Consider the following 24,523-nt stretch of genomic DNA (forward strand, 5'->3'; position numbering starts at 1 on the left):
ATTCAGCAGCACGGATACGGGGATGATCACCACTAAAACGGTTTCTCATCTTTTGTCAGTTATCTGTTTTAGTTTATTGCCTCTCTTTAACAGGAATTTTTGAACCTCCTGATACTTTTCTCTGCTCACAATAGCTTTATGAATACCTTCCACTGGATTTTCAGTAAGCTTTGTTTTAATTAACCCAGTATAGATTGGATTGCTCAGAATATCCCGCAAACGTTCAACAGTTAGCTTTTTGAAGCCTTTATTTTGAAGGAGATATGTGATTTCAGCCAAAGTGAATGATCCAGATGCAGCTAAAAAAAATGCATGGGTTATAAATTTACTGTTTTGATCAGGTGATAATATGCATCTCTTATGCTTATTTGATCTGATGAACTTGTATCCTAGTGGTGGATGCCAACACCAAAACCCTTCTGATACTGTCCGTCGCATGCCAGCTGTTGATCTTTCCCTATTCATTTCTTGTTCTAATTGCATCTGCGCTAGTGAAAGTGACATATAGAATTGGCTCATAGCCGATGTCTCCATATGCTCTGAGACAGAAAGAATCTTAACATTCAATTTTGTACACAACTGCACGGTCATTGAATAGTCAACCATGCGTCTCATCAACCTATCAGTTTTCCAGACAATCAAGGCGTTGATGCTATTCCTCTTGTCAGCTATAAACTTCAACAACTCTTTAAGTGTGGTACCGTTGGTTTTAGCGCTTTCACCGTCCCCTTTGAATACACTAACAACTTCGTATCCATTTTTCATCGCGTATTTATAACATTTCTTGACCTGATGAAGCAGACTGGCGCTTCCGACAATTTTATTTGTCGAACAGCGGGCGAAAATTACAGCTCTGTTATTGGATTTCTCAACATTAGACATAGTTCCTCCCATCAATTAAATTTTTTGAATCTTGATCATTCAGATGCTTCCTTTTAAAGATCTCCTAAACCACTTCTTCGAAATTCTTTAATTGCTCGATTCGATCAGGCTTATAGCCTTGATCAACTAACATTTTGAATTCTCTGTTGCCTTTACTGAGTAGTTCAGATCTTGTCTCGATTAGATTGAATCCTCTAGCTTTGAACAACGAATCAGTGAATTTTATATTTTTTATCATTCCTCCTTGTAGAATGAACGCATCTAATTCATTTGAGATTATTTCTTAAATCATGCATTTAGTACTGTTTTAGTTCATGTTTATTTCGCTAGTAAATCACGAACATACACAGTGTTATTAATAATCACATCACTGGCAATAAATCATTGTATTACTAGTAGAAATCGTTAATTAATACCACTTCTGATTGTTTCTTATATATTGATTTTCTGTTACTACAGCACTTTGTATAATATACAATGAGTGCATTCCATTTGAGTACCACATTTTGAAATACTGTCAAATTTCCAAACCTAGTATCAGAAATTATCGCTGTAATTTTGTTCATTATTTCTTTCCTCCTTACTTCAAATTAACTTTCTGCATTTTGAATTTCACTATACATATAGCATAGCCAAATTTTTCTTTTGAAAAAACTGTGCTATATATTTTAGGGAGTTTGTTTTCATCGTGAATTTCATTGTTAATCAATACTTTTTCACCCTCAATTTTTTTAAAATAAATTGGTTCGCTGGTTACTGGATGCTCGAAGTCTAATCCGGAATGTAAAATCAGAAAACAAAAGTGTATCTCTAATCAGGGTAAGTGAAGAAAGTCATCATTAAAGCGCTTGGTCCTTCGAGGGTATCAATCAACTCAAAGTATACAAAGTCTGTTAAATAGGCCACTATTGGATTTCATCCCTCGATTTAACCCACCCAATATTTACTGAACGATGCGAAGATGCATATGGTTTAGATATCCGTTGATGGGAATAGCATATTACCCCTGATGCCAACTACAATCATCCTGATTTGGTTGTATCGAAAGAGGCAGCTAAACGTCATGATAAATACAGGGTTTTTAACACAGTCAATTAAACTGAAACGTTCAAAGTGCATAATTTAAAAAACAGACAAGTTAATCGCTGTTAGATAAATAGCTCATTTAACATTTGTTTAATTATTGTTGGTTTAATTAAAATACAGTTCACGTGTTGTGGTTAAGCCTTTTAAGTCTATTTGTAAAACATGTCATATTTACGGATTGGCAATTGATAATCAAAACCTACGAATTATACCCTTTTGCCCATACAGATTATCTCACTTCTTAATAGCCTCCCAACATGTCAACCGCAACGGAAACAGTTAAGTAAAGCTTGATTTTCGTATCGTAATATTGTATAATTAATTTAAGGGTGGAGAAATCCACCTGAGCGCCGATTTAAAAACCGCAACTTCGCCGGGGCGCTATAACAAGTACCGACTAAAGCGCGATATTTTTTTTGGGAGAAAATAAGGCATCGCGCCCCCTAGTCAAAGGAAGTTGCAGAAAGAAAGGGGGCATCATGAACAACTCACTGGGTAGAGTATTCCAAAGCGAAAGGACGAAAAAAGGATGGTCCAGGCATGACCTGGCAGTAATTCTCGGTTACAGCAACGTACTCAAAGGAGTCAACCGAATCACAAAGTTAGAGGAGCGCGGTGAAGCTCCTGAAGAATTCCTCAAGACCATGATCAGGGCTTTCGACATTCCGATTGAAAGCATCAACCAGGCTCTTAAGCTGGAAAAACGGATTTTCCTTGAATCACTGTTCATCAAGCCTCATTTTCTGATGAAGTTCATTCCTGGAGTCTATCTCACTGAAGACATACCTGATGGAGTATCTTTGCTCAGCATTTGCCGGAAAGCGAAAAAAATGGCTGCCAGGTTTCATCAACCTGTGCGAGTGTTCTTCAGGGACTTCACTGTGCTGTGGGTTTACCACGACAGGCAAAAGATAGAGAGAAGTGTAATCGACGGCCCTGAATGCATACCTGGGGCTGTCATAGGCAACAAGTTCTGCAGGTTCAATTTCAAGGTCGAGTCAGTTAAATCATGATATGGAGGTGAACTATGTATTGCCCTGGAAAAAGAGATGGACATATCTGCGGCAGAACTATCTATAAATGCAAGTATTGCGGAAATATCGGCTGCCAGAAGGTAGACAACAGAGTCTGTTCAAGCGTGCAGTTCCAGTATAGCCGTTGCCTGAGATGCGGGAAGCTAAACGCAGCTGTGATCTATAGATGAACAGGAGGTGGATCATGTGGCAGAGTCAGAAAATTTTCAAAAGGGATTGGTCTGACAAGCATCCGACATCCCAGAAACTGCTGTGTGCAAAGTGCGGCGTAATAAATGCATGGCTTGCCCATGAAATGAATAGAGGTTCTGATTTCAGTTATTTATGGAGAATACGCAAAATTTGCTGTGTATCAATTTCTATCTGACATGGCGCGAGAAAAATTTATCAGGAACAGAAGCATAAAGCCGGAATTAACCGAAAGGAGGTGACTGAACCATGAAAGCTAATGAAAGCAGACTCAGAAATCCTTCCAGTTCAAATCATCATGTACAATCAGATGACGGAGCTGATTTCTTTCTGATTTTTTGGGGTACAGCAGCATGCATTTTTATATATTCTGTCCAGATTTTTTACTGCAATGTTGAAGCCATAGCCACACTGATCATTCTGCTCCCTATTTTTAATCTGTTTTTCCTGATTATACAGGACAGGCTGCTGCCCCAGAAAAGCATTGTTTTTTTTGATGGCATTAAAATAAGGTCTGACAGATCCATGGAAAAATCTGCGGCAAAACTCGGGCTCTGCTTATTGATCTGCGATATACTGATTACAGTTGGGGTAAGTTATTTCTGGATCAACAGATATCTGGCTGAGGGTGCATACTGCGGCATCAAGGTTTTTAAATTAGGTGTTCCCCCTGATGTTTCCAAATGGGTGTCTTTCTTTTTCCTTGCCTGTATTGCAAATTTTGTAAGCTCTACATTTAATCCTGCTGCACAGGAAAACAATGAGTATGAAGTCATATACCAGAATATTGATTATTTGAATGGAGCGATTGATTTTCCGGCTTTAATGGGCCAGCTGAGCCCTCCTGATAAAGCAGCTGCAGCCATGGGCATCAATAATATACTCAGGCATTACTATCGCGAGATAATCTCAGAAAATCAGGCAGCACGACGGCAGATTGAGGTGCAGATAGTCCGTCTGATTGGATTATTTACAAAGAAAGAAAAAAAGAAGGAAAAAAAGAAAAATCCGCTGGATGAATGTTATGAAATCCTTGGTTGCACAAGGAATGATCCAGTAGATATCATTAAGAAGAGATACAGGCAGAAAGCTAAAACAAATCATCCTGATGTATTTATTGCCAAAGGGTTGGGCAATAATTCCGTCAAAGCCGCAAGCGAGAAATTCCGTCAAATAAACGAGGCTTACGAGAAAGTAAGGAAGGAAAGAAAATTTTGAATGTATTAAACTCTCTTCTTCTCTTGAACTGGAGCCTGTATTCTGCTATCCTATGGCTAACGGGTCGGTAGAATCCATCAGCTTATAATCTCCGTCATTGATCAAGAACAAGTACCTTGTTTGGCATTAGTAATGTCTTCGAGAACCTTTAGGAGGGAAGTATGAGTTTGGTTTTTAGGTTGTCACTGATATTCTTGTTAGTATTTTATTTTCCTCTTTTTGCAGATAATTTTCTGGCACCCCCCAATCCTGACGCCTATCCTGAATTTTACCATAGCGAGCTGAGAACTAAACGTGCTCCTTTGAAATTCCCTAATCATGCCCCGAAAATGAATGCCTTCGCATCCCAGGCCCCTCAGACAGGAGAATGCGTGATCCTGGTGGTGCCTTTCGGATTTACGGACAAGCTCATGACAGATACAATCATCCAGGATCTGAATCAGAAGGAAACTAGTTTTGTTGCTTACTATGACGCTGTTTCCCATGGCAAGCTGCAGGTCACATTTGTGAACGCCCCGATAGTCACTTCGTCCCACACGTATGCCTGGTATGCTGCGGATAGCGTAAGCAATACCGACGATTATAACGGCAATATCTATGAACTGGCCAGAGAGGCTATCGATAAACTCAAGGCACAAAGTTACAGCTTCAATAAAAGTCTGCTGGATAAAAACAATGATGGGATACTGGACCATCTGATGATCGTGCATTCAGGCAATGCCCAAGAAGCTACCCGGAATGCCAGCGACATCTGGTCTAACCGTTGGGAAATCCAGAATCCAAGCGGACCGCAAGGGGAGATAATTTCTACGGGTTTCAAAGCCCAGAATTACACCATGCAGGCGCAAAGCTCTCCGGTCGGAATTCTGTGCCATGAATTCGGGCATGACCTGGGCCTCCCTGACCTGTATAACACAACCAACGGGAATTCAGTTGTCGGCAGATGGTGCCTGATGGACGGAGGAGCCTGGAACGGAATAAGTACCAATGACGGCAGTAGTCCGGCTTATCTCAGCGCCTGGTGCAGGTATTTCCTGGGCTGGTGTGACCTGACAGACATCAGCGCCTGGGCTGGCAGTTTTTCGCTTACTCCGATCGAATCAACGACTGATCCTGTTTTCAGAGCTGCTATCACTGGTACAGAATATTTCCTGCTGGAAAACAGGCAGCAGACAGGTTACGACTCAGGCACCCCTGGAAAAGGGATGCTTGTCTGGCATGTTGACGAACAGATCCTGGCTACCCAGTGGGACAGCGGAATTAACAGTAATTCAAGCCACTACGGTATATCAATCGTCGAAGGTGACTGGACCAGCGGAAGCCACCTTGGAATGGGAGGGGACGAAGGCACTGCAGCCGACGTATTTCCAGGCAGCCTCAATAAAACAGTTTTCAACACTACGCTGCCCAGTTCAGGCGCTAACAGCTCCTCTTTCTATGCCATCAGCTCCTATGTTTCGCTCAGTTCCATCCAGACGAGCGGGTCGAGCATCAATTTCACCAACAATTACAGCGGCCCCAAAGCCATTGCAAGGATCACTCTGAATCCAGCTAGCGCCATAGTCAGTTACGGAGCCATATATAATCTTAGCGCAGTCACAATGACTGCAGTGTATTCCGATAGTACCACTGGAAATGTGGCTGGCACATGGAAAGTGAAATCGGGCAATGGTAGTTTGAGTGGGAACACATATACATCATCCACAAATGCTGAAACCGCAGTACTCACCTGTTCCTATAAAGAAACATCCAGTGGATACACAAAGATCTCTGATTTCAGTATCTCCCCTGGATTATCACTACTCTCCTCGATTACATTCAATCCAACCATTGAAACAGTCTCCACAGAAAGAATACTGAACCTTGAAAGTATTGAAGTAACCGTCCACTACATCTCTGGTTCGTCAAAGACCACGACCAGTGAACTCTGGAGCATCATTTCAGGCAGCGGAAATATAAATGATGGTAAATACATTGCCGATCCCAACACTGCCGGTACTGTAGAGCTCAACTGCAGCTACACCGAGAGCAGCGAAACTGTAACTGCTATCCTTTCAGTGAATGTTCCAGTTCTACCGATTTCCTCGATCACGCTTTCCAGTAACACTCTGGAAACTTTCACTGGGAGCAACTTGAATTTGGGGAATATTGTGCCTACAGCTCATTATGAGAATGGAGTGAGCAGAAATGTTAATGGGATCTGGAGTGTGAAGAGCGGAGGAGGTTCAATCAACGGAAGCAATTTCACTGCTCCGACAGCATCTGGGACAGTGGAATTATCCTGCACATATACTGAAAACGGTGTGACAAACAGCACGAATCTGGTTATTAATGTTAAAAGAGCATTATCTTCATTTTCATTCAATCCTTCCTCCTACATAATGTATGCTGGAGACCCCTTGTTTCTTGAAAGCATTGAAGTGATTGCCCATTATACTAATGGAACTACAGGTGAAGTGCTGAATCCAATCTGGAGTATACATCAAGGTCAAGGAACAATCGAAAACGGCGTATATACAGCAGGATATTCCGCGGGATATACATACTTATCATTGATTCATACTGAATTTGGAGATACTACCAGTGTAACTTTCACTGTGTCCATAATCCGTAAATTGACCTCTATATCTGTTTCTGTTACTGAACTGACTTTAGAAATCAGTAGTGTGATGGTCATGTCAACACTTACATCGGTCGCCCATTACATTAACGGGAGTACCCAAGAAGTAACTCCTACCTGGGAAAAGATTTCCGGCAACGGGATGCTCAGCGGTGGATTGTTCTCTGCCCTATCTTTTCAGGGGAGTGCATTATTAAGAGGAACTTATTCTGATAACGGAATTACGCGAACTATTGATTTACCAGTTAAAATTTTCGTGCCTGTTTCGGGAATTACTCTCTCTCCGACATTAGTCCTAGCTGGAATCAATCAAGGTTATGATATGAGTAAAGTCAGGATTACTGCCACATATTATGATGCAACTATACGAAACGTGACAGGGGAAATCTGGTCGATTAAGAGCGGAGGTGGAAGTATCAACGGTGATTATTATCAAGCTCCTCTTCAGACGGGTGAAGCGAATTTGCTCTGTACATATTCAGAATGCGGGTACACCAGGACAGCTGAACTCAGAATCACTACCGTTGGCGACAGATATGAACCGGATAACGATTGTGCCCATACTACTTTACTTTCATCCGGTTCTCCCCAGACTGACCATTCACTGACGCCTGGAACAGATGAAGACTGGTATCGTATCGTTCTTCCAGAAACTTCCAATATAGTATTGGAAACTTCGGGAGACAGCGGTGGAGATACCGTTATTCTCCTCTATTCAAATACATCAGCACCTGCAATTCTATCGAATGATGATTACGGTGTTACAAAATACTCCCGCATTCAGCGAGCTGGCCTGGTTGCAGGAACATACTATGTCCAGGTCAAAAATTTCGGTAATACTCTGATCAATTCATATACTATGAATTTTCAGGCCACTATCCCGCAAGTGACAGCTAACATTCCACCTCAGATAGCTTCTCTCAACCATTCCGGTACAAGCGGGGCCATCAGATTGAACTACTCATTAATCGATGCAAACTCCGATCCCTGTTCTTTTAAAGTCCAATTTTCCCTGAATGCTGGTGACACCTGGAATGACTGCACAAAGGGAGACACCGGCGAAAGCAAGTATCAACTTTCTTCCTCATCCAGTGGAGTCAGCCACCTGTTTATCTGGAACTCAGTTATTGATTTCAAAACAGATCAGAACAGCGTGGAAATTCGTGCTTGCGCCAATGACGGCACTGTGGATGGTTTGTACGCTTATTATTCGCTTGGTTTGGTTAACAACCAGCCACAGTTGGCATATAACCTGAGTGGCCAGGTTTCCGGAGTGTCTTCTGCTCGTGTCACTGTATGGAACAAAAGTCTCAAAGTCGCAGAAACCACCCTGGGAACTAATGGCTCATACAACCTCACCCTGGGAAGAGGAACTTATACTCTTATGGTTTATGCAACTGATTATTATCCGGGGACAACAGAAGTGACTATTACATCGAGCGAAGTAACCAGTTTAAACATAGAACTCATAGCTTTGCCCACACTGACAATCAGTAATATTGCCATGTTTGCTTACGGAGAGGCATTGATCGATCATGATGGAGACGGAATGACTGAATCGGCGGAACCAGGAGATGTGATTGAAGCCAGAGATATTAATGGTCAGATCTGTGGTTTATTTCAAGTAAAGGAAGCCGGATTATATGGTTCAATGCCAATTTATGGTGATGACATTACAACTTCTTCGATTGATGAAGGCTTCACTGATGGTGAAACCGTCTATTTCTATATCAATCGCATCCGCACAGCCATTACTACTACTTTTGCGGACAGGGCTTTTAATAAACTGGATCAGCTCGCTGCTGGTAAGGACCTAATTGCAGCAGGAGCCGTCCAACTTAGAGCAGGATGGAATTTGATCTCGCTTGGCGTGCAGCCTTCCAGTCAATCGATTGAAGTAATTTTCAGTAATGTTCCAGAGATGAAATATGTGATGGGTTTTTTCAGGAACCCAGCGGATAATGGTGCTGAGGGTTTCAGAACATACATGAACATCGAAAGCGTAAAAAATTTTAGTACTCTGACCACAATGGATGGATTTCATGGCTATTGGGTGTATATGACAGGTGAAGCCACTTTATCTGTTGATGGTGCATTGATCGGGAAAAACACTATTCGTGAGCTAAGCTCTGGATGGAACCTTGTAGGCTATTGGAACGATGCCAGCGGAGCACTCCCTTCTTTGGAAACTCAGACCGGCACAGTAATTGACTCAATCTATAATAACAGCGCCATCAGTGGCATCTGCAAATATATCATGGGATTTTATCGCACTACCGACGATGGTGGTTCAGAAGGCTTCAGGACATTTATGAATAACTCGGCAATGAGTTTCTCCACTTTGAAAAACCTGGACGCATGTCATGGTTATTGGCTCTATATGAACAATCCAGGAATTATTAAATACTCTGGTGATAACAGTCCTGTGGAAAATATCTCCTTTACACCAAATTCAATAGATTTAAATGCAGACTCGACCTATGATCTGACTAATATTTTGGTAAATGCATCTTGTGCCAATGGATCTTCGGCTCTCTTACATTTCATTAACTGGAAAATAAAAAGCGGAAGCGGTGCAATTGATGGTAATACTTTTACTGCACCCAGTGAATCAGGAACTACTATCCTAACAGGGACTTTTTATCAGAGCGGTATGAATGTAAGTACTGATCTACAGATAAGAGTAATCAATGGAACAATTGAAACAGTAGACTTCAGTGGAATTGCCAACAACACTTTTCTCACCCAAACTGATGTAACTGGATTCTATTGCTATATACAGGATAAAACTGGCCACAGGCAGAACATAGCTTACGGCAACCCGACATTCCAGGACAGCACAACCGGACGTTTTACTGCCTGTGTCATCTCAAGCCCGGATTACAACAACCTGCCCCGAGTGTACATCTTCAAATATGTGCTTAACAGCGTGAATAAGATGATGTTGAACGTAGCGCCCCACATCAATAATGGTGAAATTGTTTCCATGACACCAGCTACAACCATCGCAGCCTTGAATCTTCTAAACACAGGTACCGGAATGACCGGCACTGACTTAAAAAATGAAACCTCAATTGATGGATTGATCAGTCAAATCGGCACAAAACTTGACGGTTCAAACTTCAATGCTACCACTATTACTCCAGTGGTAGTTGCTGAGGCTCAGGCCACTGTGGCAATGCGGTTTGGTTTTTCAGATTGCGACCTAAACTGCGCCACAACTGCCAATGTAGCTACTGGTTTCGGTGATATCTGCGGCCTCAACAGGCTGACCAATGATGTCCTGGTGAATGAGATTATTAAGATTGCAAACCCGAGTATAGCCCTCAACCTGTCCATTATCACCAGCAATGCCTCAATCGAAACAACCATTTACGGCCTTGGACAGTGATGACTGAGTTCTGATGTTATTTGACAAAACATAGCTCTATCCGGTATAATCAATTGGGGCGAAAACGATTTTAAATATAGGCGACTGATTTGTGTAATATATCGAAAGCTTTAGTCATTCTTATTCTGGCGATATTGATTACTTCAGCATTTGCGGGAGTGACTGTTTCAGGTTCGACCTCTGGTCTTTCAGGAGTCAGGGTTACGCTATGGCGATCGAGTGTGATCATACAGGAAGTCAATTCCAATGCCAGCGGAACATACAGCTTCACTAATGTTGACCCAGGAGATTACACGGTTACAGTCTACAAAGGAGGCTATTGGCCAGGGTCCACCCAGGCTACAGTAAGCAATAGAAATCTCAGCGGCCTGGACTTCACGATTATGTCCCTGCCTTCATTTAAGTTGTCCACTCTCCATATGGATGTATATGGTAAAGCGGAAATCGACCACGACGGTGATGGTACTCTGGAAGCCGTGATTCCAGGGGACGTAATTAGTGCCAAAAGTGCTCGGAATGTGTTATGTGGTCTCTATGTTGTGGAAGTGTTTAATAAATATGGCGTGCTTTCAATTCTGGGCGATGATCCCGGAACATCTGAGGAGGTAGAAGGATGCAGCGAAGGGGAAAATATTTCCTTGTTCATCAATGGAATCCATGCCTCAGGAAGCATCAATTTCACTAATCTCGGTACTGCAGAATTGAACATCACAGCAGCTGCAGGTGTGACTAGAACAATTCCGCTCAAATCAGGATGGAACTTAATAAGTCTTGGGCTGACACCTTTTTCTGATTCAATTGAAGCAATTTTTGCTGGAATCAATAACCTAAAATATGTAATGGGCTTTTTCCGCAACCCAGAAGACGAAGGACAGGAGGGATTCCGAACTTTCATGAACCTTCCCTCAATGAAATCGTTCAGCAATCTTACAACCATGGACCCTTATCATGGATACTGGGTGTACATGACAGGCGATGATATTTTACAGTTGAGCGGCTCTAGAATCAGGAGCGATTATTCCAGAAACATAAATCAGGGTTGGAATCTGGTGGGTTACTGGCTTGATTCTTCCAATGCTCTTCCCACATACCAGAGCCAGACAGGTACTACCATTGATTCGATTTTCGGAAGTACCGCAGTTAGCGGAGAAGTGAAATATATAATGGGCTTTTACCGTTTCCCTCATGATGGAGAAATGGAAGGATTTCATACATTCATGAACACGGATGTTATTGATTTCAGCACACTGAAAGAGCTGTACCCCAACCTAGGGTTCTGGATGTACATGCAGAACCAGGGTTTGCTTAGGTATACATCCACAATAGTGGATATATATGCTCCAAACAACGTTAGCGCCAGTGACGGCATCTATTCAGACAGGGTGAGGGTCACCTGGAATGCTGTCAGCGGAACTTATGGGTATCAAGTTTTTCGTTCAGGCTCTGCAGTCGGCACATATTCAGCAATTTCCAGTAACTGGCCGTCAACGACTTTTGACGATTTTGCTGTACTTGGAGGTATTCAATATTACTATAAGATCAAAGCATTCGATGATTCTGGAGAATCGAGCCTGCTCAGCGAATGTGATGCAGGTTATGCTGCCTTGTCAGGCTCTAACAACCTCCCTGTGATCGAGAGTATAGAAGTATCAGGAATTTCTGGTGAAATCAGTGTGAATTACATGCTGTTTGATCCTGACGGGGATACCTGCAGTGTGATGCTCTTCTATTCGCTCGACGACGGTTTCACTTACACAGCCTCAGTACAAATCAATGGAGCGACAAGTAACTGCTTGCCAGGCACCAGGACTCTTACATGGAATTCTGACAACGATTTTGCTGATCTCCAGACCAGAGTGAGGGTGAAACTTCTGCCGAATGACGGCACCACTGACGGTAGGGCTGGAGAATCAGGGATGTTTACAGTGGATAATAGGCCTTTGGAAGAGCCTGTACCATTGGGGGTCATTACATTAGCTTTGACCGGCGAGACAGTTATGGATTTTGTATGGATAGCTGCAGGAAGTTTCACAATGGGCAGCCCAGACTCAGTGGAAAACTGGAGCAGTGATGAGGGACCACAACACGCTGTGGATATTACCCAGGGATTTTATCTTGGCAAGTACGAAGTGACTCAGCGTCAGTGGCAGGAAGTGACGGGTAATAATCCAAGTTACTTTTCAGGTTATCCAAACCGGGCTGTTGAAGAGGTTACCTGGAATGATTGTCAGGCTTTCATTACAGCGCTGAACAGCAAAAACATCGGTACTTTCAGATTACCAACAGAAGCTGAGTGGGAATACGCTTGCAGAGCAGGAAGCACTACTCCATATTACTGGGGACCCTCCATGGACGGAAGTTATTGCTGGTATTGGGACAACAGTAATTCACAAACCCATGATGTAGGCCTAATGTTGCCTAACGCCTGGGGTTTATTTGACATGAGTGGAAATGTCTGGGAGTGGTGCAATGATTGGTATGATGCAGCTTACTATAATATCTCTCCTGCCATTGATCCGCCCGGGCCATCAACAGGCTCACGCCATGTGATACGAGGTGGCAGCTGGGGTGGCGGTGGTATCCGCATCTGCAGATCGACATTTCGTTACAGCGATTATCCCACTGGACGCGCCGGTGACATGGGCTTAAGGCTGGTCGTCAGCCAAGATGCTGCACAACACCAATCTACTTCAGAAACAATAACTCTCACCAGCATCAGCTTGACCCCATCGTCCATTTCTGTGAACACCAATTGTTCATACAACCTTAACAATGTGATTGTAACAGCGCATTATTCAAATTCCTCGACAGCAGAAATCACGGGTGAAACCTGGAGCAAAACCAGTGGAGTAGGCAGTGCGAGTGGGAGCACTTATTATGCGGGCAGCACGCCAGGCAGTGCAGTGCTGACGGCAAGTTACACTGAAAGTGGATTGAATAAGACCATAGATCTTTCTGTCTTGGTTGTAAGTCAATATCAACTTACTTCCATTTCCATCACACCAACCATGATCTATATGAATCCCGGCAGTAATTATGACTTGACCACTATCATGGTAATCGCCGAATACTCAAATGGAAGCAGCAGAGAAGTTACAGAAGAAGTCTGGTATACAACAAAAGTGCCAGGAGGTACTGTCGAAAATAATGTGTATACCGCTCTAGATTATATTGGAAGCATTGTCGCATTAAGAGCGAGTTACATCGAAGGAGATGTGACCAAGACTGCAGATTTAACTGTTACTGTGGTCAAGGCTCTTTCCAGTATCAGCATAAATCCAGCTTCTATTACTGTATACGCAAACGGTACATATGACTTGAGTAATGTGACTGTTACAGCCCATTATTCAGACAGTAGCACAGCTAGTTTAAGTGGATCTACCTGGAGCAAAACCAGTGGAGTGGGTAGCGTAAGTAGCAACACATACTACGCTGGTTCTAATACGGGTACCGCAGTGCTGACATGCAGCTACACTGAAGAGGGAATTACCAAGATTGCAGACCTCTCGCTGTCAGTTGTCAAAACCATTTCCAGCATCAGCATAAATCCTTCGTCTGTCACTGTATACACAAACTGCTCATACGACTTAAGCAATTTATCCGTGACAGCGCATTATTCTGACTCCACGACAGCCAGTGTCACAAGTGTAACCTGGAGCAGAACTAGCGGATTTGGTAATTTGAGTGGTAACATGTACAGCGCTGGTTCCAATACAGGCAGTGCAGTATTGACTTGCACTTATACCGAAGGTGGAGTTACCAAGACTGCAGATTTTTCAATAGTAGTGGTGGTTTGTCCTCTGACCTCCATTACTCTCAAGCCATCCTCGATCAATGTTACCACGGGTAGTGCTTATAATCTGTCTGGCATCCAAGTGTTTGCGACTTATGCAAATGGTAGCAGCAGAGAAATCACAGATGAAACATGGTGTATAAGCTCAGGCAATGGATCAATTTCGGGTAGTATTTATACTGCTCCCATTGATACCGGGAATGTTATTTTGGCAGCCAATTATACTGAAAATGGAGTGATTAAAACCGCATCTCTTAATGTAGCTGTCTGGATTACCCCCAATCCAGGCGCGTGTATTACAGTACCTCTAACGGGGGAAGTGACAATGAAATTCATCTGGATTCCATCTGGAAGTTTTGCCATGGGTAGCCCTGAAGAAGAACCATACAGAAATATCAACGAAGGGCCGCAGCATACTGTGAACATCTCGCAAGGCTTCTGGTTGGGGAAGTACGAAGTTACTCAAGCTCAATGGCAAGCAATTACCGGCAGAAATCCCAGTGGGTTTCAGGGGGCAAACTACCCAAATTCAAGTAATCGGCCAGTAGAATATGTATCCTGGAACGTATGCCAATCATTCATTGCAACGCTGAACAACAAAGGCTATGGAACCTTTAGGTTGCCTACTGAAGCGGAATGGGAATACGCCTGCAGAGCAGGGACATCGACAGCACATTACTGGGGAAGCAGTGTTGATGGGAATTACATGTGGTATCCCGCTAACAGTGGTTCACAAACCCATGATGTTGGTTTGAAGTTTCCCAACGCATGGGGTCTATGCGATATGAACGGTAATGTCTGGGAGTGGTGTCAAGATCTAAGCGCAAATATTTGGGAATTGGGTCAAAACGGATCTGGTGATTATTCAAACTCCACGGTGACAGATCCACAAGGCCCAACAACTGGCCCATCACGTGTTCATCGGGGCGGCAGTTGGTACCCTAGCGACCCTTATTGCCGATCAGCACTTCGACACGCCATGCCTCCTGATCATTCCTACTCAGATCTTGGCTTGCGAATCCTTGCAGTAACGCTGAACCAGATGCCTGAGTTCGTCCCTCTTACCAGCATCAGCATAAGTCCGGCCTTTGCAACTGTGAGCACCAATGGCACGTATAATTTATCCAATGTCTCAGTTACAGCATACTATTCGGACAACAGTACAAACGCAGTAAATAACCTAACTTGGATCAGAACTAGTGGTGTGGGAAGTGTAAGTAGTAGCACATACAACGCGGGAACAAGCGTTGGCACTGCTGTGTTAACTTGCAGCTTTACTGAAGGTGGAGTCACAAAGACTGCAGATTTCACAGTGACAGTGATAAAAACTCTTTCCAGCATCAGTTTGGCTCCTTCATCCATTTCCGTGAACACCAATGGTTCATACAACCTTAACAATGTGATTTTAACAGCGCATTATTCAGATTCCACGACAGCAGAAATCACGGGTGAAACCTGGAGCAAAACCAGTGGAGTAGGCAGTATGAGTGGGAGCACTTACAATGCCGGAACAAGCTTAGGCAGCGCTGTGTTGACATGCAGCTATACAGAAAATGGGATTACCAAGACTGCGGATTTCTCAGTGACTGTAGTTAAGACTCTTTCAAGCATCAGTATTAGCCCTTCTTCTGTCAATTTATACACAAGCAGTTCGTATGATTTGAGCAATGTGGTCGTGACGGCACATTATTCGGACTCCACAACAGCCAATGTCAACAATGCAACCTGGAGCAGAACCAGTGGAGTGGGTAGCATAAATGGGAGAACCTATAGCGCTGGTTCCAATACAGGTAGCTCAGTGCTGACATGCAGCTACACTGAAGGTGGAATTACCAAGACTGCTGATTTCTCAGTAACAGTGGTGGTTTGTCCTCTTACTTCTATTACTCTCAAGCCATCCTCAATCTGTGTGACAACAGGCAGCACTTATAATCTGTCTGGCATCCAATTGCTTGCGACATACGCGAACGGGAACAGCAAAGAAGTCAATGGTGAAACATGGAGTGTAAAAGGGTATGTATATACAACCTCTGTACCTGGCACAATCGAAGGTAGTCTTTATACTTCTCCACCTGATAATGGTAGTGTAGTATTAACAGCAAGTTACACTGAAAATGAAGTAACTAAAACTGTCGATCTCGTGATTTCAGTTGTAACTATGACTTCCATTGCTCTTACACCTACCACGATTTATCTGAACATAGGCAGTTCTTTTAATTTAGCTGACATCAAAGTATTTGCAAATTTCTCGGATGGAAGTAGCAAAGAGGTTACGAGTGAAATTTGGAGTAGAAGTTCAGGCAACGGCTCAATATCAGGAAACAATTTCATAGCAAATACTGACCCAGGAAGTGTTGTGTTGACTGCAAGGTACTCAGAAGGTGGAGTGACTAAAACTACTGATTTCCACGTATCAGTAGGGACGATGATTTTTATTACACTCAAACCAACTTTAATCTATTTGGACACTGGACATTTCTATGATTTGTCTAACATCAAGGTGTTTGCGGATTATTCAGATGGAAGTAGCAGAGAAGTCACAGGTGAAATCTGGAGTAAAAGTTCAGGTGGCGGCTCAATCTCTGGCAGCATCTATACTGCTACAGTAGATACAGGCAGTGTTATTTTGAAAACCAATTATACAGAAAATGGAGTGACTAAAACTGCATATCTTAATGTTGCTGTGTGGGTCAGCCCCACTCCAGGTACAAGTAAAACTGTGACTTTGACTGGCGAAGTGACCATGAAATTCAACTGGATTCCTGCCGGAAGCTTCACAATGGGCAGTCCGGATTCAGAACCAAACAGAAGTATTAATGAAGGCCCTCAGCACACTGTTAATATCACACAAGGCTTCTGGTTGGGAAAATATGAAGTCACCCAAGGTCAGTGGCAGGCTATAATGGGAAATAACCCAAGTGGTTTTAAGGGTGACCAGAGACCAGTGGAGATTGGTTGGAATGACTGCCAGCCCTTTATTTCTAAACTTAATAATATGGATATCAGCACCTTCATCCTACCGACTGAAGCAGAATGGGAGTATGCTTGCAGAGCTGGGAGTACCACAGCTTATTATTGGGGGGATAATGCTGATGGAAATTACATGTGGTACAACGGAAACAGCAATTCCCAGACCCATGATGTAGGTTTAAAGCTACCTAATTCTTGGGGTCTATTTGATATGAGCGGAAATGTCTGGGAAAGATGCCAGGACAGATGCCCGTATAGTACGTTACATGGACAAAGATGGATAGACTATTCAAGTTCAACTGCTGTTGACCCACAAGGACCAACTACAGGTGAATCTCGGATACATCGCGGAGGCAGCTGGTACCAAGGAATAAACTGTTCACGGTCAGCTAGCCGCGATTCCGAACCACCAGACTGTGGCTACACGGATGTAGGCATACGTTTAGCATGTGTTCAGAACTCCTTGTCTAACATAACTCTCAGCCCATCTTCAATGGTTTTACCGACTGGTTCGGTATATGACTTGAACAATATCAAGATTACTGCAGTATACATGGGTAACTACACAGTAGAAGTCTGCGGTACATGGAAAGTGAAATCAGGGATAGGCACTGTATATGGGAACACTTATACCGCTGGTCCCAATGCAGGTTATGCGATACTGACTTGCAGTTACGCCGATAATGGAGTGACTCGAACTGCAGAAATGAATGTTACTCTATCTGGCCTTTCTCTCTGTATAACTTCATTAGTAGTAATGACCGGGTCAACTTATAACCTAAACAGTATAAAAGATATAGTGATTTATCCGGACTGCAGCACAGAGGAAGTGACTGGGACATGGATCGTGAAATCCGGAGTAGGAACTGTGAATGGAACCACATACACCGCAGGTCTAGATGCAGGTTCAGCAGTTTTAATGTGCTCTTACATTGATGGTGAAGTTACTAAAACTGCTGAACTTGGTATATCTGTACGGGAATGTAAAACATTAACCCTGACCGGTGAAGTGACAATGGATTTTGTCTGGATTCCTGCAGGTAACTTTACGATGGGTAGCCCAAATTCCGAACCGTACAGGAGTTATGAAGAAGGTCCGCAGCACACGGTAAACATCACCCATGGGTTTTGGATGGGTAAGTATGAAGTTACTCAAGCGCAGTGGCAGGCAGTAATGGGTAGTAATCCTAGTGGTTTTTCCGGCAATCCCAATCGCCCTGTTGAGAGAGTAACCTGGAGCAATTGCCAGTCATTTATTACGGCATTGAATGGAAAGGGGATTGGCACATTCAGACTTCCGACAGAAGCGGAATGGGAATTCGCTTGTCGTGCAGGGAGCACAACATTATATTATTGGGGAGAAAGTGTTGATGGGAATTACATGTGGTATTATGACAATAGCAGCTCCCAGACTCATGATGTAGGTTTAAAGCTCCCAAACCCTTGGGGTCTATTTGACATGAGCGGGAATGTATGGGAATGGTGCAGCGACTGGTTTGGATCATATTCAAGTTCTATTGCGGATGATCCGACGGGTCCAACTACCGGTTCAAGCTTAGTATTGCGTGGCGGCTCGTGGTACAACCATGACTATTTCGTTTACTGTCGCTCTGCGACTCGTAATAGTCTTAGTAACAGTTATTGTGACAGTAGCGACGGGGTGCGGCTAGTCGTCAACCCGATTACTCAAACCAAGACTCTTTCCAGCATCAACATAGGCCCTTCTTCGGTCAATGTAGTTACGAGTGGCACTTACAACTTATCAGATGTCACAGTTACAGCCCATTATTCGGACTCCTCAACTGTTAGTGTTACCAATGTAACCTGGAGCAAAACCAGCGGAGTTGGCAGTGTAAGTGACAGTACCTATAGCGCTAGTTCCAATACAGGCAGTGCTGTATTGACTTGCACCTATACAGAAGGTGGCATTACCAAGACTGCTGATTTTGCAGTAACTGTAGTAAAAACCCTATCTACCATCAGTATTAATCCTTCTACCATCAACGTATATACAAACGGTTCATATGATTTGAGCAATGTAGTCGTGACTACACATTATTCGGATTCCTCGACAACAGAAGTTACAGGGGAAACCTGGAGCAAAATCAGCGGAATTGGCAGCATAAGCGAGAGCACTTACAACGCTGGCAGCATGGCAGGCAGCGCAGTACTGACTTGCAGCTACACTGAAAATGAAGTGACCAGAACTTCTGAATTGAGCATCACTGTATTCAAACAACTGTCCGGCATAACTATCAATTTATCTACAAGGTTGTTAGGACCTAATGCTGCATATGTCTTGAATTGCATCAAGGTTACTGCTGCATACTCTGACAGCAGCACAGCGGAAGTCACTGGAACGTGGAGCGTTAAATCCGGGGGAGGAACTGTGAATGGGAGCACTTATACTGCGAGTTCCAGTGCGGGCAGTGCAGTGTTGACTGCTAGTTACACAGAAAATGGAGTGACGAAGACAGTAGACCTGAGCGTAACTGTGAATGGCGAAACGCATCCGACAGGTGAAATCAAGACAATCACCCTGCCCACCGATGTAACCATGGATTTCATTTGGGTACCAGCGGGTAACTTCGCTATGGGCAGTCCAGAATCTGAACCTGACCGCGTTTCAGATGAAGGACCGCAACACACTGTGAACATTACTCAGGGTTATTACCTCGGCAAATATGAAGTTACTCAAGCACAGTGGCAGGCAATCACTGGAAGCAACCCAAGTTGGTTTCAAGAGTACAATGGATATCTGAATACAGGCAATCGACCAGTAGAGCAAGTTTCCTGGGATGATTGTCAGACTTTCATAACAACACTTAACAGTTTGTCATTAGGCACCTTCAGGTTACCATCAGAAGCTGAGTGGGAATACGCTTGCAGAGCAGGGAGCCTGAATTCTTATTATTGGGGTGATACTGTAGATGTGAATTACCTATGGGATTCATCGAATTGTAATTCTCAGACTCATGATGTGGGTTTAAAGCTGCCCAATGCTTGGGGGTTGTATGATATGAGCGGAAATGTTTGTGAATGGTGCCAGGACTGGCATTCTTCGAGTTATTATTCAAGTTCTCCAACTGATGACCCGCAAGGGCCTTTGAGTGAGTACTACCGAATATTAAGAGGCGGATCATGGTACTATGGCTACTTTGGCTATTTATGCCGCTCTGCTTATCGTGACCGCGATTATTCTGATCACAAACCAATGGACAACGGATTGCGATTAATTCTTAGCCCATAGTTTTAAACTTCGTACTTGGCTGGTGTTTTTTAACTCATCTGAAATGCTATTTAGAGTATTCTTTTGTTAGCGTCCGATACATTGGGTGATAGGTGTTGACCGATGGCCACCTTGAACTGCATCCTTGAGGCGTGTCTGGCCTTCAGCCAAAGTTCAGAGGGTACTCTGAAAGAGGTTTGGCTATTTACTAGAAAATATTTTGTAAATACCCCAAGCAGCTACACCAATAACGGCTCCTGCGGCAGCTCCAATAGGTCCAGCTGCTGAACCTATTCCACTGGCTGAACCAACCATACCCGCTGCGGTCAAACCAGCCGCTTCAACTGTTGCCACGCCAACCGCTGCACCCGCAGCTCCAGCAGCACCAACTTTTGCAGCCTTACTAAGATTGCTTTCTTTGCTCATTTTTTCCTCCACATATTTTATGGAAATCTAAGTAACATGTAATTTAACAAGATTTTCCTCGAATGGTGTCTGAAATTAAATTGTTAATGGATTTCTTTTTTTCGGAAATCCTAAATATTTTTTGATCGATTGTATCGGAATTATTAATACATTTTGCAAGATATCTTTTTACACAGATTTCTTTCCAGTTAGAATTTATTCGCCTTGCTCTCGATAGCATCTGAGATTCTATTGAAGGATTAAAGTGGGGATCAATGATAAATATTTTATTTGCTTGAGGCAAATCTAATCCTTCTCCACCAACGTTTGAAAAGACAACGACTCTATTTTTACCAGATTTAAAGTCCTTTAATACATTAGCTCTTTTTTCTTTTGAAGTGTCACCAATAAACACTTCATGTTCAATGCTTTCTTTTGTTAAAAAGTATGAAATTGTATTTACTCCAGCATTTACAAAGTTCGAGTAAATTAAACACCGATTATCATCATCTAAAATTACTTTTTTAAGATCTGCGATCAATTGAGCTACTTTAGGTGATAAATAGTACTTGTTATCAGAATACAAAGGATTCAGTATTGTTTGCCTGCAGTATTGAAGTTTATTTATTGATCGAATCAGTTTTCGTTCGTTATCTTCTTCATCATCAAGATAGTTTAAATGCTTTTTTAATCTAGATAGAGAGACATCGTATTTTTTTTGAGTAAATTGGTCTAGTGTAATTTCGCAATTTTCTTCAGTTAATTTAGGATAACTTGGCAATTTTTCTAAATCTACAAAATCATAATATCTACTTACTAGATCTCTAAATCTACCAGGTTTTTTTATACCTATGATTTGGCCATACAGAGGTTTCTTTTTAACAACAACATAATAAAATCTTTTAAGAAAATTCGAATCTCTATAATCCCATTTCCTCTGAAATTCTCTCTCAATCAAAGGGAAAAGATTTTTATTTGAAACTATCTCAACTAAATTAATAAATTCTTTCACGTTATTTTGAAATGGGGTTCCTGTTAAAGGAAGGAAGTATTCAAATCCGGTACGTATTTTTTTTAACATCTCTGAAGTTTTTGTATCTTCGTTTTTACTATGGTGAAATTCATCGATGATTAGAAAATTTGATGAACTAAAATCAAATTTGCTGAAATGTTTAACAAAATAACTAAAGGAAATTAAATTAAAGTCAGGGCCTAGCTCATGAGAACTGCTGCGATTAATAATTTTATAAGAGATTTGAGGGCAAAATAACTTAATGTTATCAATAAAATTAGCTATCAAGGATGCTGTAGTTAGAACTAGAGCTCTATCTACTTTGTTGTCTCTTTTTAATCGCAAAAAACATTCAATCGCCGTTCTTGTCTTGCCAGTTCCCATTGGATGTGAGAGTATAATTGATTTTTCCTCAACAAAACGGTTTATAAAACTACTCTGAAAAGGATACAGCGGATAGTTCACTTGCCAGCTATACCAATCACATGCTTTGCAATTATAAATTTCGTAAGAGTAGTGTAATCAGTGTTTAATACATACCAAAGGCCTGCAGTTATTGCTATTCCCCACCCAACAGGACCAGTTAGTACAGAGAGAAGATGGGCTGCTGAAGTGTAGATGACAAATGGAAAAGTAATTCCAATTACGACTCCTATTGCATGGATAGTTGTAGATAGTGCTAGAAATGGCTCAAAACCAAGTGAAGTGATATACAGAATTATGGCTGAAATTGATCCGCTTGTGAACAAACCTGCTAAATCTTTGGGGTCAATACCTTTACTTTTTATTTCTGCAGCGATATTTTTTAATACTTGCTGTTTTTGCTCGGCGGAGAGCCCTGACCACATTGCATCCAGATAACCATCAAAGATTTTTGCTTCTAACATACTTTCATCCCACTTTTCATCAACTTCTATCTTCATTCTTTTAGCGACTGATTTTAAAATTTCTGAATATGAGACGTCATATTCATATAAGTATCTGAATGGACCTGTAATTGCATTTCCGTAAGCCCATTTTAATTTGTTGATTATGGAACTGACAGTTGGATCACAATTTAGAATATTTTCATCAGCTAACTGTTTTAGTTCGTTCTCATTACATTTAAACAAAAATGACTTAAAACTTTCATTGGTAGCACCAAAAACATCATAAACAAAGCAAACAAGAAAAATTATCACAAGTATCTTTTTAGGTTTTTTTTTCACTCTTCCTCCTAAAAATACTGTTACGATTTGGATAATTCAATAACATGCTTTGCAATAGTAAATTTGGTTAATGTAGTATAGTTGGTGTTAAAAAAATACCATACTCCTGCGGCAATTGCCAACCCCCACCCCACTGGGCCTGTTAAGACAGAAAGAAGATAGGTTGCAGAAGTATAGACAACAAATGGAAAAGTAACTCCAATCACTACTCCTATTGCGTGGATAAATGTGGTAAGAGCTATATACGGTGTAAATCCCAATGATGTTACAGTGAATATTAACGCAGAAATGGATGTTGATGCTACTAAACCCTTAATTTTTGATGGATCAACCCCTTTGTCTTTTAGTTCTTTAGCTATGTTATCTAGGACTTGTTGCTTTTGTTCTGCTGTGAGTCCTGACCACATTGCTTCAAGGTAATTTTCAAAAATTTTCCCTTCTATTGTTTTGTCATCCCAGTAATCATAAACTGTTATTTTCATTCTTCTGGCAACAGACCGTAGAATAGTTGAATATGGCACTTCTGAGTCAAATAATGATCTATATGGTCCTGTTATAGCATTTCCGTAGGCCCATGAAAGATTACTAATTATTGAAGTGGCGTCACCACCAACTATGTCGGTCAGTTGCTTCAATTCGCTTTCGTTGCATTTACCGAGAAGAGATTTAAGTGATTCATTTTCAGCATAGCTAATATTGCATAAAAACGAAAGGAGTAAAATTATAGCTGCCACCTTTTTCATAATGAGTTTCATGTAGCCTCCCGTTTGTAGATAGATAATGTTTGAACATCTAGCATGAATTTTAGTGCTTTTACCTATGATACAGAAAGACATAATTCAATTCAACAAATCTACATATGTGATCCCCGATGGACTCTTCAGATAACACAAAGACGCGTCATTACAGCTCCAACAGGGTGGATGTGGGAGATAAGACTTCAAGGATTGCTACAACCTCATTGGACGATTTGAGCCATGGGTGAATTTGGACATGTTGCAGTAAGAAAAGGCAATGTAAGTATTCCTCAAAGAACCATGAATGACGCTGAGTTTATAACTCAATGTAAAGATACTGATAAACTGCTAAGGAGTATTGATTTCTGTATGAACCATTAAAATCAAGATGACTTGTTATTATTTTTTTATGGGTATTTGATTTCTCAATCTTAACGTCCGTTAATATTCATTATGACGATAAGTGGTCTCTGTGCGGCTTTTAAGCTTGTCAATTATCAACTAATAATTTCATAAGCTGTATTGTGTTGTCTTTCAACATAGTGTTTTTTCAAAAACCGTTATTTGCTTTTATGGTTTCCATGACTATACAAAACGAAAAGTTTACCTCTACTCACACATCATTTAGCTACGTCCCGTCAAGTGGTGTAAATTTCCATCGGCTACTCCTGTCAACCTAAGCAGCCCTCAATTCCTTGCAATACAAGCCCTTAATCAGTTCCATTGACTCCAGGCTGAAGTATCTCCTG

Annotated in this window: 10 protein-coding genes; 5 read left to right on the forward strand and 5 right to left on the reverse strand. The window is 42.0% G+C overall.

All coding sequences use genetic code 11. The annotated features are described in order from the left end of the window. Positions 1–45: 45 nt before the first annotated feature. Positions 46–882, reverse strand: coding sequence for a recombinase family protein (locus PHW04_11830; protein MDD2716570.1), 837 nt, complete (start codon positions 880–882; stop codon positions 46–48). Positions 883–2,447: 1,565 nt separating this feature from the next. Here PHW04_11830 and PHW04_11835 point away from each other — a divergent pair. The 5 genes from PHW04_11835 (at position 2,448) to PHW04_11855 (ending at position 20,433) form a co-directional block, all read left to right on the forward strand. After that, positions 2,448–2,981: a helix-turn-helix transcriptional regulator gene (locus tag PHW04_11835; GenBank protein MDD2716571.1), complete on the forward strand. Its 534-nt coding sequence runs from the start codon at positions 2,448–2,450 to the stop codon at positions 2,979–2,981. 14 nt (positions 2,982–2,995) lie between these two features. Continuing rightward, entirely contained in the window at positions 2,996–3,172 is a 177-nt protein-coding gene (locus PHW04_11840) for a hypothetical protein (protein MDD2716572.1), read from the forward strand. A 706-nt stretch (positions 3,173–3,878) separates the two neighbouring features. After that, on the forward strand, positions 3,879–4,409 hold the full coding sequence (locus PHW04_11845; protein MDD2716573.1) for a J domain-containing protein: 531 nt from the start codon (positions 3,879–3,881) through the stop codon (positions 4,407–4,409). A 161-nt stretch (positions 4,410–4,570) separates the two neighbouring features. Continuing rightward, on the forward strand, positions 4,571–10,420 hold the full coding sequence (locus PHW04_11850) for a M6 family metalloprotease domain-containing protein (protein ID MDD2716574.1): 5,850 nt from the start codon (positions 4,571–4,573) through the stop codon (positions 10,418–10,420). A 134-nt stretch (positions 10,421–10,554) separates the two neighbouring features. Continuing rightward, on the forward strand, positions 10,555–20,433 hold the full coding sequence (locus tag PHW04_11855) for an SUMF1/EgtB/PvdO family nonheme iron enzyme (protein MDD2716575.1): 9,879 nt from the start codon (positions 10,555–10,557) through the stop codon (positions 20,431–20,433). Between the two features lie 180 nt (positions 20,434–20,613). Here the strand turns inward: PHW04_11855 and PHW04_11860 are convergent, their stop codons facing one another. Genes PHW04_11860 through PHW04_11875 form a run of 4 tightly spaced genes read right to left on the reverse strand, consistent with a single transcriptional unit; the run spans position 20,614 to position 23,792 of the window. Then, positions 20,614–20,838 carry a hypothetical protein gene (locus tag PHW04_11860; GenBank protein MDD2716576.1) on the reverse strand — a complete coding sequence of 75 codons (225 nt, stop codon included), beginning with the start codon at positions 20,836–20,838 and terminating at the stop codon, positions 20,614–20,616. Between the two features lie 43 nt (positions 20,839–20,881). Then, positions 20,882–22,294 (reverse strand): DEAD/DEAH box helicase, encoded by a 1,413-nt coding sequence (locus PHW04_11865; protein ID MDD2716577.1) that lies wholly within the window; start codon positions 22,292–22,294, stop codon positions 20,882–20,884. Beyond that, on the reverse strand, positions 22,291–23,037 hold the full coding sequence (locus PHW04_11870) for a hypothetical protein (protein ID MDD2716578.1): 747 nt from the start codon (positions 23,035–23,037) through the stop codon (positions 22,291–22,293). The genes PHW04_11865 and PHW04_11870 overlap by 4 nt, the downstream gene beginning before the upstream one ends. A gap of 20 nt (positions 23,038–23,057) precedes the next feature. After that, complete coding sequence (locus tag PHW04_11875; protein MDD2716579.1) at positions 23,058–23,792, reverse strand: hypothetical protein; 735 nt, start codon at positions 23,790–23,792, stop codon at positions 23,058–23,060. Positions 23,793–24,523 lie beyond the last annotated feature (731 nt).

The organism is Candidatus Wallbacteria bacterium (assembly GCA_028687545.1).
Lineage (GTDB): Bacteria > Muiribacteriota > JAQTZZ01 > JAQTZZ01 > JAQTZZ01 > JAQTZZ01.